Source organism: Mesorhizobium sp. M1C.F.Ca.ET.210.01.1.1 (assembly GCF_004791585.1).
Classification (GTDB): domain Bacteria; phylum Pseudomonadota; class Alphaproteobacteria; order Rhizobiales; family Rhizobiaceae; genus Mesorhizobium.
On sequence record NZ_SRUU01000003.1, the window covers coordinates 18,424 to 33,677 of the forward strand.

12 protein-coding genes are annotated in these 15,254 nt (G+C 63.8%); 9 read left to right on the forward strand and 3 right to left on the reverse strand.

Annotated elements, in window-relative coordinates:
- Window positions 1–101 precede the first annotated feature (101 nt).
- Together EN853_RS04020 and EN853_RS04025 are read right to left on the reverse strand one after the other, a co-directional pair.
- Complete coding sequence (locus EN853_RS04020; RefSeq protein WP_127858265.1) at window positions 102–905, reverse strand: DsbA family protein; 804 nt, start codon at window positions 903–905, stop codon at window positions 102–104.
- Window positions 906–962: 57 nt separating this feature from the next.
- Window positions 963–2,375 carry a M48 family metalloprotease gene (locus EN853_RS04025; protein WP_127858264.1) on the reverse strand — a complete coding sequence of 471 codons (1,413 nt, stop codon included), beginning with the start codon at window positions 2,373–2,375 and terminating at the stop codon, window positions 963–965.
- Window positions 2,376–2,568: 193 nt separating this feature from the next.
- Here EN853_RS04025 and EN853_RS04030 point away from each other — a divergent pair, with 193 nt between their 5' ends.
- Together EN853_RS04030 and EN853_RS04035 are read left to right on the forward strand one after the other, a co-directional pair.
- On the forward strand, window positions 2,569–3,717 hold the full coding sequence (locus EN853_RS04030; protein WP_127858263.1) for an aminotransferase class I/II-fold pyridoxal phosphate-dependent enzyme: 1,149 nt from the start codon (window positions 2,569–2,571) through the stop codon (window positions 3,715–3,717).
- 6 nt (window positions 3,718–3,723) lie between these two features.
- Complete coding sequence (locus EN853_RS04035) at window positions 3,724–4,653, forward strand: glutaminase (protein ID WP_127858262.1); 930 nt, start codon at window positions 3,724–3,726, stop codon at window positions 4,651–4,653.
- Window positions 4,654–4,736: 83 nt separating this feature from the next.
- Here EN853_RS04035 and EN853_RS04040 read toward each other — a convergent pair whose 3' ends face one another.
- Window positions 4,737–7,694: a ribonuclease E/G gene (locus EN853_RS04040; protein WP_127858261.1), complete on the reverse strand. Its 2,958-nt coding sequence runs from the start codon at window positions 7,692–7,694 to the stop codon at window positions 4,737–4,739.
- Between the two features lie 92 nt (window positions 7,695–7,786).
- On the opposite strand from EN853_RS04040, the gene EN853_RS33840 reads away from it, so the two are divergent.
- From EN853_RS33840 to EN853_RS04070, 7 genes are all read left to right on the forward strand, one after another.
- Window positions 7,787–7,924 (forward strand): hypothetical protein, encoded by a 138-nt coding sequence (locus EN853_RS33840; protein WP_167524369.1) that lies wholly within the window; start codon window positions 7,787–7,789, stop codon window positions 7,922–7,924.
- A 407-nt stretch (window positions 7,925–8,331) separates the two neighbouring features.
- A complete protein-coding gene (locus EN853_RS04045) occupies window positions 8,332–9,588 on the forward strand; it encodes an N-acetylmuramoyl-L-alanine amidase (protein ID WP_127858260.1) in 1,257 nt (418 codons plus the stop codon).
- A gap of 209 nt (window positions 9,589–9,797) precedes the next feature.
- Complete coding sequence (locus EN853_RS04050) at window positions 9,798–12,254, forward strand: penicillin-binding protein 1A (RefSeq protein WP_127858259.1); 2,457 nt, start codon at window positions 9,798–9,800, stop codon at window positions 12,252–12,254.
- Window positions 12,255–12,384: 130 nt separating this feature from the next.
- Window positions 12,385–13,516, forward strand: a protein-coding gene (gene prfB / locus EN853_RS04055; RefSeq protein WP_127858258.1) for a peptide chain release factor 2 whose coding sequence is annotated in 2 segments (ribosomal slippage) — window positions 12,385–12,450 and window positions 12,452–13,516 — 1,131 coding nt in all. Because the reading frame shifts where the segments join, the coding sequence is not laid out codon by codon here.
- 36 nt (window positions 13,517–13,552) lie between these two features.
- On the forward strand, window positions 13,553–13,957 hold the full coding sequence (locus EN853_RS04060; RefSeq protein WP_127858257.1) for a GFA family protein: 405 nt from the start codon (window positions 13,553–13,555) through the stop codon (window positions 13,955–13,957).
- A 296-nt stretch (window positions 13,958–14,253) separates the two neighbouring features.
- A complete protein-coding gene (locus EN853_RS04065; protein ID WP_127858256.1) occupies window positions 14,254–14,631 on the forward strand; it encodes a hypothetical protein in 378 nt (125 codons plus the stop codon).
- Between the two features lie 135 nt (window positions 14,632–14,766).
- Entirely contained in the window at window positions 14,767–15,135 is a 369-nt protein-coding gene (locus tag EN853_RS04070) for a GFA family protein (RefSeq protein ID WP_127858300.1), read from the forward strand.
- Window positions 15,136–15,254: the final 119 nt, after the last annotated feature.

Here is a 15,254-nt window from a genome sequence, read left to right on the forward strand (position 1 = left end):
ACCTCTATAATGGGCATAGCCGCCTGCGAAAAGAGCGCAAGTGCGTTCTTTCGCTGTCCACAACAGGCGCAAAACCGCCTGTTGTGGCGACACGCAACGAATTAGAGCGCGCTTTTGGCCTGCTCGATCTTTTCCGCCAGAACCTGCTGTCCAAGCGCGCCGAACAGCACTTCATTGCCGACCACATAGGACGGCGTGCCGGTGATCGACAGCTTGGTGGCGAGGTCGTAGGTCCGGGAGAGCGCTTCGTTGATGCTCGGATCCTTCATCTTCTCGCGCAGTTTCGCCTCGTCGGCGCCCAGCGAAAGCGCCACCTTCATGGCGGTGGATTCGGTGGCGCGGCCCTGGCCGCCGAGCAGCGCGGTGTGAAACTCGCCGTATTTCTCCGGCATCATCAGGTGGAAGGCCATCGACACCACGCTGGCCTTTTGCGAATCCGGGCTGAGGATCGGGAATTCCTTGAGCACAAAGCGCAGATCCGGATCGGCTTTGGTCAGCGCCTTCATGTCCTCGATGGCGCGTTTGCAGAAGCCGCAATTGTAGTCGTAGAACTCGACGATGGTGACCTTGCCCTTCGGGTTGCCGACGACGCCGTCGAAGGTGGAGTTGAAGATCTCGTCCTTCGCGTTCTTGATGACGCCGAGCGCGGCAAGCCGCTGCTCTTCCTTCTGCTTGGCCTCGAGCGCGTCCTGAACCTCGAGCAGAACCTCCGGGTTCTTCAAAAGATAGTCGCGGATGATGCCTTCGACTTCCTTGCGGTCGATCTTGCTGTCCGTGGAGGCCACCTGGATGGCTTGCGTCGTATCGGCCTTGGCGGCCTGCGGGCTTCCCGCCACGAAGCCGAATGCCAGCATGCCGAGCGCTACCGCCACGCCGGCGCTGCCGAGCAGGATTGCCTTGTTCATGATCAGTTCCTTCTGCCTGTCCCGGTCCACCTTAGTCGCCGCGCACGGCCGGGACGTTCATTTGAGTTTGTTCGATGGCGTGTAGTTTATGATATCCTGCGCGCGAAGCCAGCCGGGCTCGCCGCGCCTCAACTTCTGTTGAGCGCGCATGGCGAAGATTTTCGCGTTCTTGTAGTCGGCCGAATAGAAATGGCCTTCGGCGGTTGCAAGATCGGCGGCCGGGATTTGCCCCAGTTCGCCATAGGCCTGCGCCAGATAGCGATAGGCTTCCGCATTTTCCTTGTCGCGGCCGATACCGTTGCTGAGCTGGGTCGCCGCCTTCTTGATTGATTCCGGTGTCCCGACCGCCATCAGCGCCTGCCCGAGCGAGACCAGGAGCAGCCCGGACCGCGCCGGGTCGAGGCTGACGGCCTTGGCATAGGCGTCCGCGGCGTCCTTTGGCTTGTTGACCTTCATCAGGATGTCGCCGCGCAGCTCCTGGAAATAGGGGTTCTTCGGCTGTTCCTTGATCAGCGCCGCGGTCTTTGCCAGCGCGGCGCCGGGATTGCCGTAGAGGTAGGTCTGCTGCGCGTCGCCGTAGCGCGAGGCGAGGCTGGTCGGGTTCTTGCGCATCAGCCGCGCCACGGCTGCCTGGCCCTGCATATAGGCGGCGATCTTGATGCGCATCATGTCGTGCCGCTGCTGCAACGCCGGTGGATCGACCTGGTTGACGTAGGGGCTCGCCTTGACCAGCACTTCGAGGTTGGCGATGCGCTCCTGCGGCATCGGATGGCTGATGCGGTAGGGATCGAGCTGGGTGCCCGATAGCGACAGCGCGCTCTGGAAGCGGCCAAAGGTCTTCAGCATGCCCATGCCGGACTGGCCGGTGGCGTTGAGATAGGTGATCGCCGAGCGGTCTGCGGTGATCTCTTCGCCGCGCTGATAAGCAAGGATGCTGCGCTGCGCCATCTCGCCGCCGCCGGCGGCGACGCCCATGCCGGCGCCGGCAAGGCCGCGGCTGTTGGTCGTGGCGCCGGCAACCATCGCGCCCGCGCCGAGCAGCGTGGCGATGATGGCCATCGTCTTGGCGCGGTCGAGCTGGTCGCGCAGCTTCTGCTGGTGGCCGCCGGCAATATGGCCGGCCTCATGCGCGATGACGCCGATGATCTCGTTCGGCGTCTCGGCCGTCACCAGCGCGCCGGTGTTGATGAACAGGCGGCGGCCCGTCACGAAGGCGTTGAAGCTCTGGTCGTTGACGAGAACGATGTCGATGCCGTCATTGGCCAGGCCCGCGGCCTTGAAGATCGGCCGGGCATAGTCGCGCACCAGCGCTTCGATCTCGGCGTCGCGCACCACCGGCACGCCTTGCGCGAAGGCGTTCACCGAAGTGGATACCGCGACGGCGGCGGCAAGCAGGAGTGTCGCGAATCCGCGCGCGGTTCGCCCTATTGCGGTCGATCTGTCGATCATCGTTCGGGGTCGGCTCAACATGAGGTCCACTGGTAGACGAGCGGGCGAAAGATGAAAAGTCGGCGCCGGTAACTTCCTGCGCGCTTGTGATCCCCACATCAATCGGGCATTTGTGCGGCGCTGCCGTCGGACCCAGGCAATTCCAAGGAGACCGCGCGGCTGTTTCCGCCGGGAATTGCTCCAGAGCACAAAGGCAGACTGGACGAGAGGTCAAATGGTCGTTTCGCTTTCACGCCGCGGCGAGGTCGAGCCGTTCCACGCCATGGATATCCTGGCCGAAGCCAACCGGCTCAAGGCCACCGGCGTCCCCGTGGTGTCGATGGCGGTCGGCCAGCCGTCGGACCCGGCTCCGGCCGGCGTCCGGGATGCCGCGGCTCTTGCGCTCAAGCACGGCCGCATTGGTTACACCGATGCTTTGGGGTTGATGGAACTGCGCAAGGCGATTGCCGCTCATTATGGCGAGCACTATGGGATCGATGTCGCGCCGGGCCGCATCGCTGTCACCACTGGCTCGTCCGCAGCCTTCAACCTGGCCTTTCTGGCGATGTTCGACCCCGGCGACCGCGTTGCCATCGCGGCACCGGGTTATCCGGCCTATCGCAACATCATGGCCGCGCTCGGCATCGAGATCGTCGAGATCGAGCTCGGCTCGGATGCCTATCTCCACGCCGATCACCTGAAGGCCGCACATCGCGAAAAACCGCTGAAGGGCGTGCTGTTCGCCAGCCCCGCCAATCCGACCGGCGCCGTCATTCCGGCGGACGAGCTTTCGGCGCTTGTGAAGACAGCCGACGAGCTCGGCATCGCTGTCATATCGGACGAGATCTACCACAGGTTGGCCTATGCTGCGCCGGATACGACCGCGCTCTCCTACGGCGCCGGCGTGACGGTGATCAACTCCTTCTCGAAATACTACTGCATGACCGGCTGGCGCATCGGCTGGATGGTGCTGCCGGAAGAGCTGGTGCGGCCGGTCGAGCGTATTGCCCAGAGCCTCTACATCTCGCCGCCGGAACTGTCGCAGGTCGCGGCAATCGAGGCCTTCAAGGCCACGCAAGAGCTGGAAGCGGTGAAGGCGCGCTATGCCTGGAACCGCGATCTCTTGATGAAGCGTCTGCCGGAACTCGGCTTCGCGCTCGCCGCACCCATGGACGGCGCCTTCTACGCCTTCTGCGACGTCACCAGGCACACCAATGACAGCATGGCCTTCGCGCGCAAGATGCTGGCGGAGGCGCATGTCGCGGCCACGCCTGGCCGCGACTTCGACCCGCTGCAGGGCCATCGCACCATGCGCTTTTCCTATGCCGGCAGCCACGACGACATGGTCGAGGCGCTCGCCCGCATCGAACGTTGGCTGAAATAGACGCCCATGCCGGAACTCGAGCAAGCGCTGGCCGAAGTGGCCGCCGAATTGGCGGAGCGGACGGATCGCGGTGATGTCGCTACCTACATCCCGCAGCTCGGCAAGATCGATCCGAGGAAATTCGGCATCGCCGCCGTGACCAATGACGGCCGCGTCATCCTTGCCGGCGACGCCGATCAGGCCTTTTCCATCCAGAGCGTCTCGAAAGTGTTCACGCTGACATTGGCGTTGGGCAAGATCGGCGATGCGCTCTGGCACCGCGTCGGTCGCGAGCCGTCCGGCAACCCGTTCAACTCGATCGTCCAGCTCGAGCATGAGAACGGCATTCCGCGCAATCCGTTCATCAATGCCGGCGCCATCGTCATCTCCGACGTCCTGCTTGCCGGCCATCAGCCGCGCGAGGCGATCGGCGAGATCCTGCGCTTCGTCCAGTTCCTCGCCGACGACGATACGATCATCATCGACCGCGAGGTCGCAGCCTCCGAGCGCGCCACCGGCTACCGCAATTTCGCCTTGGCCAACTACATGAAATCCTTCGGCAATCTCCATCACGAGCCGGAGTTGGCGCTCGGCGTCTACTTCCACCATTGCGCCATCGCCATGAGTTGCCGGCAACTTGCCATGGCCGGCCGCTTCCTCGCCAATGGCGGCCGCAATCCGGCGACCGGACATTCGGTTGTGTCGCCGGAGCGGGCGCGCCGCATCGGCGCGCTGATGTTGACCTGCGGCCACTATGACGGCTCAGGCGATTTCGCCTTCCGCGTCGGCATTCCGGGAAAGAGCGGCGTCGGCGGCGGCATTCTTGGCATCGTGCCTGGCGTGGCATCGCTCGCTGTCTGGTCTCCGGGTCTCAACGAGAACGGCAACTCCAAGCTCGGCTCGATCGCGCTGGAGAAGCTCGCCAGGATGATGAACTGGTCGATCTTCGCGCCTTGAGCGGCGGGTTCAAGCAAAGAAAAAATCCCGCGCCGGGCAGCGCGGGATTTTTGCTAACAGATCAACCGAACAGCTTGAAAAGCCTAGAAAAAGCCCTTCCTCTGCCACCAGCCGGCGCGCTTCGGCTTTTCTTCAGCCTTGGCCTCATCAGTGACGGTTGACGAAACGATGGGAACGACCGGCGCGTCGATCGACTGGGGCTTGCGCCGCGTCGGGTGCGCATTGGCGGGCGCCTCGGCCTCGGTCGCAGCAGAAGCGGCTGCCGCCACTGCCGGTTCCGCGACCACGGGTTCAGCCGGAAGCTCCGCGGGCGGCGTGGGCGCGGTCTCGACGACCGCTTCCTGCGCAGCCTTCTTCGCTCGCGATGCGCGGCGCGGCTTTTTCGGCTTCTCAGCATCCGGAGCATCGTCATTGGCAGGCGCGGGCTGCCCTTCTGCCGCTGCCGCCGGAGCGCTTTCGGGGGCCTCGCCTTCCGCTTGGCCGCGCTCAAGGCCATCTTCCGCCTCGCCAGCGGCATCGGCCACGGCTTCGTCGTCCTCGCGGCGATTGCGCTTGCCGCCACGCTTGCCGCGACGGCGCTTCTTGCCGGCACCGTCCTCCGACGCCTCCAGGGTCGCTTCCGCGTCGGCTGGGGCATCGGCCTTCAACTCTGGCGTCGCTTCGCTTTCCTGCGCGGCGGCATCCGCCGGCGCGGGGGCCGAAACGGCATCGCCAGGGGCGCCGTGCTCACGGTCGCGATCCTTGCCACCACGCCGCCGGCGACGCTTGCGGCGCTTGCGGCCTTCACCGTCCTCGGATCTCTGCGGATGCTGTCCCTGCTGCGGATGGCGCGGCTGTTCGGCCTGGCCCGAGACTTCATCTTCCTCCTCGACGACGATCTCGTCCTCGGGTTCCTCCGGCTCGACATAGGTCGGCAGGCTGCGCATCTCGACAAAGCCTTCCGGCTTCTCCGCCACGGCGCCGCGGAAGATCGCATAGTGCTGCGAGCCCAGTGTCTCGTCGGCTTCGAGCGTGATGGTCAGGCCGAACCGGGCTTCGAGCTCGACCAGATTGGCGCGCTTGTGGTTGAGCACGTAGAGCGCCGTCGCGGCCGGCGTGCGCACGATGATGTGGCTGCGCGAATCCTTGAGCAGGAACTCCTCGATCGCCCTGACCACCATCAGCGCCACCGAAGAGTCGGAGCGCACATGGCCGGTGCCGCCGCAATGCGGGCAGGGCTTCATCGTCGATTCCAGCACGCTGGCGCGGATGCGCTGGCGCGACATCTCCATCAGGCCGAAATGCGAGATGCGGCCGACCTGGATGCGGGCGCGATCGTTCTTGAGGTGATCCTTCAGCCGCTTCTCGACGGAGCGGTTGTTCCGGTTCTCCTCCATATCGATGAAGTCGATGACGATCAGGCCGGCAAGGTCGCGCAGCCTCAACTGCCGGGCGACTTCCTCCGCGGCCTCCAGATTGGTGTGGAGCGCGGTGTCCTCGATCGAATGCTCCTTGGTGGAGCGGCCGGAGTTGACGTCGATCGAGACCAGCGCCTCGGTCTGGTTGATGATGATGTAGCCGCCGCTCTTCAGCGTCACCTGCGGCTGCAGCATGCGGTCGAGCTGTGCCTCGATGCCGTTGCGCACGAAGATCGGCGTGGCGTCGCGATAGGGCTGCACCACCTTGGCATGGCTCGGCATCAGCATGCGCATGAAGTCCTTGGCCTCGCGATAGCCGTCCTCGCCGGAGACCAGGATTTCATCGATGTCCTTGTTGTAGAGGTCGCGCACCGAGCGCTTGATCAGGCTGCCTTCCTCATAGACCAGGGCAGGGGCCGACGACTGCAGCGTGAGATTGCGGACGTTTTCCCAAAGCCGCATCAGATATTCGTAGTCGCGCTTGATCTCCGCCTTGGTGCGGCTTTCGCCGGCGGTGCGCAGGATGACGCCCATGCCCTGCGGCACCTCGAGGTCGGCCACGACCTCCTTCAGCCGCTTGCGGTCCTGGGCATTGGTGATCTTGCGCGAGATGCCGCCGCCGCGTGCGGTGTTCGGCATCAGCACAGAGTAGCGGCCTGCCAGCGAGAGATAGGTGGTCAGCGCGGCGCCCTTGTTGCCGCGCTCTTCCTTGACGACCTGGACCAGCAGGATCTGGCGGCGCTTGATGACTTCCTGGATCTTGTACTGGCGGCGGACCGGCTTGCGGCGGTTGCGGACCTCTTCCAGCGCATCCTCGGCGCCGACCGATTCGATCTCGTGCTCGTCCGAATGCGCGGACTGCACCTCTTCCAGCATGCCGCGGTCGCTGTCGCTGGGAGCGGCTTCGTCGGCCGGGGCGGCCTCGCTGGCGGATTCGGCCTGCGGCACCGCCTCCGAGATCACATCCGCATCGACGCTCGCGGCAATCGAGGTCGGGCCGCCTTCGGAGGGCTGGTCATCCTCGTGCTCTGCTTTGCCTTCGGTTGCATCGACGCTGGCTTCGGGAGCCTTGTTTTCTTGTTCGGCGGCCGCCTCGGTCACCGAATCGTCGGTTTCCGACATCGCTTCGACGTTCTCCGTCGAAGCATCGGCATCACCCGCGTCGCCTCCAGCCTCGCCGGAAGCCGCAATTTCCTCGCCGCCCTCGCTACTTTCTCCCGAGCCGGCGGCGTCCGCGCCGCGCTTGTGCTCGCCGCGGTCGCGATTCTTGCCGCCGCGCCGGCGGCTGCGGCGTCCGCGATCGCGCGCCTGCTGCTCCTCGCCGCCCTCGGCCTCCTCGTCGTCTTCGTCTTCGGCCTCCTGCGCTTCGGCGCGCAGCAGAGCCTGACGGTCGGCGACCGGTATCTGGTAGTAGTCGGGGTGAATTTCACTGAAGGCGAGAAAACCGTGACGGTTGCCGCCATATTCGACAAAGGCTGCCTGAAGGGAAGGTTCGACGCGGGTTACGCGGGCGAGATAGATGTTTCCTTTGAGCTGCTTCTTGTCCTGGGATTCAAAGTCGAATTCTTCTATGCGGTTACCGCGAACGACAACAACGCGTGTTTCCTCCGGGTGGGAGGCGTCTATCAGCATCTTGTTGGGCATTATTTCGTTTCCTCCCGGCAGCCATCAGCCGCAGCTGGCGGGGCATGCCCCGCCGCTGTGTGCCTAGATTTGTGTGGATGCCGGATAATTGAATGTCCGCCGGCCGCTGCTTCAACGCGATGGCGGTGCCGCCCGCAGCCACAGTGGCGCGGTTCGATGCGGACCTTTCCATGATTGCGCTTGAAGCCATCGGCACCCAGCAGAACCTTTTGAACCAAAGCCCGGGCTGAGCCGGACCAGCTTGTTTGCTCACACGGAGCCGGCGCGGGACATCCCGGCCGTTTTCATCGCGCAAGCGATTCCCCCGCCACGGGAGCACGCCTGCGAAAATCGTCGCGATCACCTGGACCTGGAAGCGCCGTCACATCTTACCCCTGGCGGGAAACTGCAGGGGCGGGCGGTTCCAGGATTGCAGTGATCCAATGTCGCTTTTATGATTTGGCGGGGTGGAAGGCAACCCCGATTTCGGATGCCGGCAAAAAGCGCTTCCGTTGGGGAAGGTCGCGCTCCACCGCTGCATGAAAAGGCTTGGTTAACCTTCTCTGGATACCAATCGTTAATCGAGTTGGCGGCCAGACAGGCCCTTCTGCGAAACGACCCGGCGCACAGCGCCAAACCGGGGAGCGACGGACAAGAGATGGGACTGGCAGGCACCGCAGACAAGGGGCGTGGCGCCGCCAGGCATTTCCTGCTCATGGCAAGGACCTTTTTGCTGCTGGCGGTCCTGCTTGGGCTGACGGCCGCCTCGCGGGCCGATGGATCGCTTGGCGCAACCGGCTACAAGATGGCCGGCGACGCTACCAGGATGCGCATCGTCGTGACCTTCGATCGCGAGCCGGACGTCAAGTGGTTCCTGCTGCGCGGCCCCAATCGTCTCGTCGTCGATCTGCCGCGCACGCGATTCGCCCTCAACGCCAAGGACGTGAAGCCGCGTGGGCTGGTGCGCGCCGTTCGCTATGGCGATCAGGGCAAGGGCTCGCGGCTCATCCTCACCGGCAAAGGACCGTTCGCCGTCGACAAGCTTGACGTGCTGAAGAATGACGACGGCAGCGGCTACCGCATCGCCATCGACATGTCGGCCGCGTCGGAACGGGAGTTCGACGAGGCCCTCGCCAACCAGTCGCTGACGACGGGCTCGACCGTTTCGACCGACAAGGGCGGCCGCGTCGGCACCGGGCCGGTCTCGGCGCCGGGCCATCGCTTCACCATCGTCGTCGATCCCGGCCATGGCGGCGTCGACGGCGGCGCCGAGAGCGCTTCAGGCACGGTCGAGAAGAACGTGACGCTCGCCTTCGCCGCCGAGCTGCGCGACAAGCTGGCCGCGGTCGGCAAATACGATGTGTACATGACGCGGGACAACGACGTGTACCTGCCGCTCGACGAACGCGTGCGCATCGCCCGCCAGCACGAAGCCGATCTTCTGATTTCCATCCATGCCGATACGATCGCCGTCAAAGGCCTCCGGGGCGCCACGGTCTACACACTCTCGGACAAGGCCTCCGATCCTGAGGCCCAGGCGCTCGCCGATCGCGAGAACCTGTCCGACCAGTTCGCCGGCATGAAGATCGAGGACGACAACAAGGAGGTCACCGACATCCTGATCGACCTGATCCGCCGCGAGACGCATGGCTTTTCGATGAGCTTTGCCCACACGTTGGTCGGCCAGCTGTCGACCAGCGTCGGCCTGATCAACAATCCGCAGCGCTCGGCGGGCTTCAAGGTGCTGAAGGCGCCCGACGTTCCATCCGTGCTGGTTGAGCTTGGTTATCTTTCGAACAGCAAGGACGAAGCGCAGTTGCTCAGCGCCGACTGGCGCGGCAAGGCGGCCCAGAGCATCACCAATGCCGTCGCCTTGTTCGCCGCTGCCAAAGCGGGTGCCAGGGCTGGTGGCTGAAGGGACTGTCCTGCAACCACAAGCGGCGTTGCATGACGACAACACGTGGCGTTATTATTTCACGGATCGAGTCCTGAAACTTCGCGCTGCCGTATTTTGTCCACATGGTCGCGACATGGGTTTTTCATTGCGGATTGGGACCGCCCCGTAAAGCTTGCGCGACTGCCGGCTTCGTTTAGGGAAATCCCGAACCTCGGACTGGAGCGGGCATGATTCGTCTCATCGGCTATTTCTTCGGCATCGGCACGACGCTGGCGCTGCTGGTCGCTGCGGGCCTCGCCATCTACATCAGCCATCTGACGAAGGATCTGCCCGACTACGAAGTTCTGGCCAAATACGAGCCGCCGGTGACGACGCGCATCCATGCCTCGGACGGCTCGCTGATGGCCGAGTACGCGCGCGAGCGGCGTCTCTATCTGCCGATCCAGGCCATCCCGGACCGCGTCAAGGCCGCCTTCATGTCGGCCGAGGACAAGAATTTCTACAACCACCCCGGCATCGACATCACCGGCCTCGGCCGCGCCATCATTGTCAACCTGCAGAATTTCGGCTCCGGCCGCCGCCAGGTCGGCGCCTCGACGATCACGCAGCAGGTGGCCAAGAACTTCCTGCTCTCCTCGGACCAGACCTATGAGCGCAAGATCAAGGAGATGATCCTGGCCTTCCGCATCGAGCAGGCCTATTCGAAGGACCGCATCCTCGAGCTCTATCTCAACGAGATTTTCTTCGGCTTCGGCGCCTATGGCGTCGCGGGCGCCGCGCTCACCTATTTCGACAAGTCGGTCAACGAGCTCACCGTCGCCGAGGCCGCTTATCTCGCTTCGCTGCCCAAGGGTCCCAACAACTATCATCCGTTCAAGCATGCCGATCGCGCGCTGGAGCGGCGCAACTGGGTCATCGACCAGATGGTCGAGAACGGCTACGTCACCCGCGAGGAGGGCGCCAAGGCCAAGGCCGAGCCGCTCGGCGTGACGCCGCGCCGCAACGGCTCCTACCTGTTCGCGGGCGAGTATTTCACCGAAGAGGTGCGGCGCCAGATCATCGCCCGCTACGGCGAGAATGCGCTCTATGAGGGTGGCCTGTCGGTGCGCACGACGCTCGATCCCAAGATCCAGCTGATCGCCCGAAAGTCGTTGCAGAATGGTTTGCTCAAATACGACATGCTGCGCGGCTATCGCGGGCCGGTGAAGCATATCGATATTTCGGGTGACTGGGGCGTGGCTCTCGGCAACGTCAAGGGGCTGGAGGATGTGCCGGAGTGGACGCTCGCCGTCGTGCTCGACAGTTCTGCCGATGGCCTTACGATCGGCATCCAGCCGTCGCGCCAGGTCTCCGGCGACCTCGTCAAGGACCGCGTCGAGGGAACCATCAGCAAGGACGACATGGGCTTCGCCATGCGCCACTTCGTCAACGGCAAGTCCGTCCGGGCGAAGTCTCCGGAGGAGGTGCTTGAGCCGGGCGATGTCATCTTCGTGCAGAAGAACGACGGCTCCGACAATGCCTACAGCCTGCGCCAGGTGCCTGAGGTCGAAGGCGGCCTTGTCGCCATGGATCCGCATACCGGCCGCGTGCTGGCCATGGTCGGCGGCTTCTCTTACGCGCAATCGGAGTTCAACCGCGCGACGCAGGCGATGCGCCAGCCCGGGTCCTCCTTCAAGCCGATCGTCTATTCGGCGGCGCTCGACAACGGCTACACGCCGGCCTCCGTGATCATGGATGGCCCGATCACCATCCAGAGCGGCAACACGACCTGGACGCCGAAGAACTATGACGGCACCGTCGCCGGTCCCGCCACCTTGCGTTCCGGTATCGAAAAGTCGCGCAACCTGATGACGGTGCGGCTCGCCAACGACATGGGCATGAAGCTGGTCGTGGAATATGCCGAACGCTTCGGCGTCTACGACCACCTGGCGCCCTATTTGCCGATGGCCCTTGGCTCCGGCGAGACGACGGTCATGCGCATGGTGTCGGCCTATTCGATCATGGCCAATGGCGGCAAGTCTATCAAACCGTCACTGATCGACCGCATCCAGGATCGCTACGGCAAGACCGTGTTCAAGCAGGACGAGCGCGGCTGCGAGGGCTGCAACGCCGGCGAATGGAAGAACCAGCCAGAGCCGGAACTGGTCGACAATTCCGAGCAGGTGCTCGATCCGATGACCGCCTACCAGATCACCTCGATGATGGAAGGCGTCGTGCAGCGCGGCACAGGTGCCACCATTGCCGAGCTTGGCCGCCACATCGCCGGCAAGACCGGCACGACCAACGACGAGAAGGACGCCTGGTTCATCGGCTTCACGCCGAACCTCGTCGTCGGTCTTTACATGGGCTACGACACGCCGCGCGGCCTCGGCAAGGGCGCGACCGGTGGCGGTCTCGCCGCGCCGATCTTCAAGGACTTCATGCGCGTGGCGCTGGACGGCACGCCCAATGTCGACTTCCAGGTTCCGGAGGGCATGAAGCTGGTCGCCATCAACCGCAAGACCGGCATGCGCGCGGCTGAGGGCGATCCCAACACCATCATTGAGGCGTTCAAGCCCGGCACCGGCCCGGCCGACAGCTATTGGGTGATCGGCATGGGCGCGGACGGCTCCAACGGCGCCGGCGGCGCACTGTCGCCGCAGGCCAATCAGGCCATCCAGGACGGCGGCGGCGGCCTCTACTGACGTTCCGCAAGGTTTTCGGAACGGCCAGCAGGTTGGCGCCGGCCCATTTCGCTTTACAGGCGGCGGTGCCGTGCCTATGTATCGCGCCGATTCCGAAAAGAACGAGAAGAACAGGACAGAACGAACATCCATGCGCGCGGAAACGCTCAATATTGTCGACGAGATCAGGCAGGCGATAACCCTGCTGAGGAGGCATCTTTGACTGGGATCAGGCCATCAAGCGGCTTGAATACCTGAACTCGCGCGCCGAGGATTCCAGCCTCTGGAACGACCCAGTGGAAGCGCAGAAGCTGATGCGGGAACGCCAGAGCCTCGAAGAAGGCATCGGGGCGGTCAAAGGGCTGACCCAGGCGCTCGAGGACAATATCGGCCTGATCGAGCTTGGCGAGGAAGAGGGCGACGAGGGCATCATCGCCGAAGCCGAAGCGGCGCTGCGTTCCATGCAGGGCGAGGCCAAGGCTCGCCAGGTCGAGACGCTGCTCTCGGGCGAGGCGGACGCCAACGACACCTATCTCGAAATCCATGCCGGCGCCGGCGGCACCGAGAGCCAGGACTGGGCCTCGATGCTTTTGCGCATGTATACGCGCTGGGCCGAGCGTCGTCGCTTCAAGGTCGAGGTGCTCGAAGTCCACGATGGCGAAGAAGCCGGCATCAAATCGGCCACCGTGCTGATCAAGGGGCACAACGCCTATGGCTGGCTGAAGACAGAATCCGGCGTCCACCGCCTGGTCCGCATCTCGCCCTACGACAGCAATGCGCGCCGCCACACCTCGTTCGCGAGCGTCTGGGTCTATCCGGTGATCGACGACTCGATCGAGATCAATGTCTCGGAATCGGACGTGCGCATCGACACCTATCGTTCCTCCGGTTCTGGCGGCCAGCACGTCAACACCACCGACTCCGCCGTGCGCATCACGCATCTTGCGACCGGCATCGCGGTTGCCTGCCAGGCCGAGCGCTCGCAGCACAAGAACCGAGCCAAGGCATGGGAAATGCTGCGCTCCCGGCTCTACGAGGAAGAGCTGAAGAAGCGCGAGGCCGTGGCCAACGCCACCGAGGCGTCGAAGAGCGACATCGGCTGGGGCCACCAGATCCGCTCCTATGTTCTGCAGCCCTATCAGTTGGTGAAGGATCTGCGCACCGGGGTGGCAAGCACCAGCCCGTCAAGCGTGCTCGACGGCGACCTCGACGAGTTCATGGAGGCGTCGCTGTCGCATCGCATCGAGGGCGGCGCCGGGGAGGCGGTGGCGGACCTCGACTAGGGCACGCCCCTACGCCTCAAAGCGACGGAGGAAGCGGTGGTTCGATTACTCACGGGAAAATGCTTCTGCGGCCAAGTCCGCTATGAGGTGGCCGACGAATTCGTCTACGCGGCCAATTGCCATTGCTCGAACTGCCGACGCACCACCGGCTCCGCCTTCAAGCCTTTCGCCGGCATCGAGCGTGACAAGTTTCGTCTCACCGCCGGTGACGACGGATTGCTGATCTACGGCGACGCCAGCGGTCACGACGCGCATTGCGGACAGTGCGGCTCGCTCCTCTATTCGCTGGTGCGCGAGGGCGCCTATGTCCATGTGGCGATGGGCACGCTGGCCGATGCGCCGAGCATCCGTCCGACCGCCCACATTTTCGTCGGTTCCAAGGCGAAATGGTTCACAATCACCGACGACTTGCCGCAGTATGATGGGCATGTTCTCGGCTGAACGGCTGGAACCAGCTTGAGCCATATCCCGTTGTCCGGCACCGGTCTCGTGCCGCTAACCGCTCGTTAAGCAAGCCGGCGCACGATTCTGGATGGCAGAGGTTGGCGTGAGGCGAGGCATTGCCGGTGCGTCAGATTTCTTGCGCCAGCCAAGGAATCAGCCCAGCATTCGGGCTGGGGGATAGAAGCATTTTTGGCCGGACGCGGCATATCTGCGACCGATGATCCGGCCAGCTGGGAAGACACGTTCCGGGAACGGGCAAGCGAAAACGCTTGGAGCTCGAAAGGAACGCTTCGATGTCTGCTGCCAAATCAAGATCGGCCCAAGCCGTTCAATCGGCTGGCCGACTTCTGTTTTCCCTGTTCGCTGCCGGAGCGGTGACGGTGCTGACCGCGCCCGCCTTTGCACACGACGCCAAACCCACGGCGGCGCTGCCGCAAGGCTGGAGCTATCCCTTTGCCTGCTGCGCCAACTTCGATTGCCGTACGGCCCATACCGGCGAGGTCCTCGAGAAACCCGAAGGGTATGTGATTGCCGGAACCGGGGAGGTTGTTCCCATGACAGACAAGCGCGTGAAGGACAGTCCCGACGGCGAATTCCATTGGTGCGCGCACCAGGCTGGTCTCGACGCGGGCAAGACGATCTGCTTGTTCGTGCCGCCGCGCTCGTACTAGGACGACGTGAAAAGTCTCTAGCAGAGTCAGCAATGGACGAAGGAGCCGCTGACGGCAGTTGTCAGGACTGCTTCTTTATGTTGCCTTGCCGCCAGCGTATTCGGGGAGGGGCGGCGGACAATGGAAAGGACAGTCATGGCCATCAAGGGAAGCTGCCACTGCAAGGCGACCACATTCGAGGTCGCCGAAGCGCCACAGACGGTGACGCATTGCACTTGTTCCTTCTGCTCGAAGCGTGGCTCGCTTTGGGCCTACTACGTTCCCTCGCAATTCAAGCTCACCAGCCCACCTGAGAACATCTCGTTCTACCAATGGGGCTCAAAAACCGTCAAACACGGCTTCTGCGCCACATGCGGCTGTGGCACCTTCACCGAAACGCCGGATTGGTCGACCGGCAAGCCCGACTTCGACAATCCGAAGATCAGCGTCAACTCCCGCCTATTCGATGATTTCGATCTCGATAAGGTCGAGGTCGTGGTCATAGACGGCAAGAACCTTTGGTAGGCGGAACGATTGCTTGTCGCAAAGGCGCGTTGATGGATTGCCGGTAGGAATTCTTAGCCGCTTTCCTGTTCCGCTTTTCGCCGCATTTCGTGCTACAAGGCGTCCGGAAGGGCTGATTT

Coding starts and splice junctions, on each gene's coding strand:
- EN853_RS04050 (WP_127858259.1), top strand. CDS start 9,798: ATGATTCGTCTCATCGGCTATTTCTTCGGCATCGGCACGACGCTGGCG.
- EN853_RS04035 (WP_127858262.1), top strand. CDS start 3,724: ATGCCGGAACTCGAGCAAGCGCTGGCCGAAGTGGCCGCCGAATTGGCG.
- EN853_RS04045 (WP_127858260.1), top strand. CDS start 8,332: ATGGGACTGGCAGGCACCGCAGACAAGGGGCGTGGCGCCGCCAGGCAT.
- EN853_RS04040 (WP_127858261.1), bottom strand. CDS start 7,694: ATGCCCAACAAGATGCTGATAGACGCCTCCCACCCGGAGGAAACACGC.
- EN853_RS04020 (WP_127858265.1), bottom strand. CDS start 905: ATGAACAAGGCAATCCTGCTCGGCAGCGCCGGCGTGGCGGTAGCGCTC.
- EN853_RS33840 (WP_167524369.1), top strand. CDS start 7,787: ATGTCCGCCGGCCGCTGCTTCAACGCGATGGCGGTGCCGCCCGCAGCC.
- EN853_RS04065 (WP_127858256.1), top strand. CDS start 14,254: ATGTCTGCTGCCAAATCAAGATCGGCCCAAGCCGTTCAATCGGCTGGC.
- EN853_RS04025 (WP_127858264.1), bottom strand. CDS start 2,375: ATGTTGAGCCGACCCCGAACGATGATCGACAGATCGACCGCAATAGGG.
- EN853_RS04070 (WP_127858300.1), top strand. CDS start 14,767: ATGGCCATCAAGGGAAGCTGCCACTGCAAGGCGACCACATTCGAGGTC.
- EN853_RS04030 (WP_127858263.1), top strand. CDS start 2,569: ATGGTCGTTTCGCTTTCACGCCGCGGCGAGGTCGAGCCGTTCCACGCC.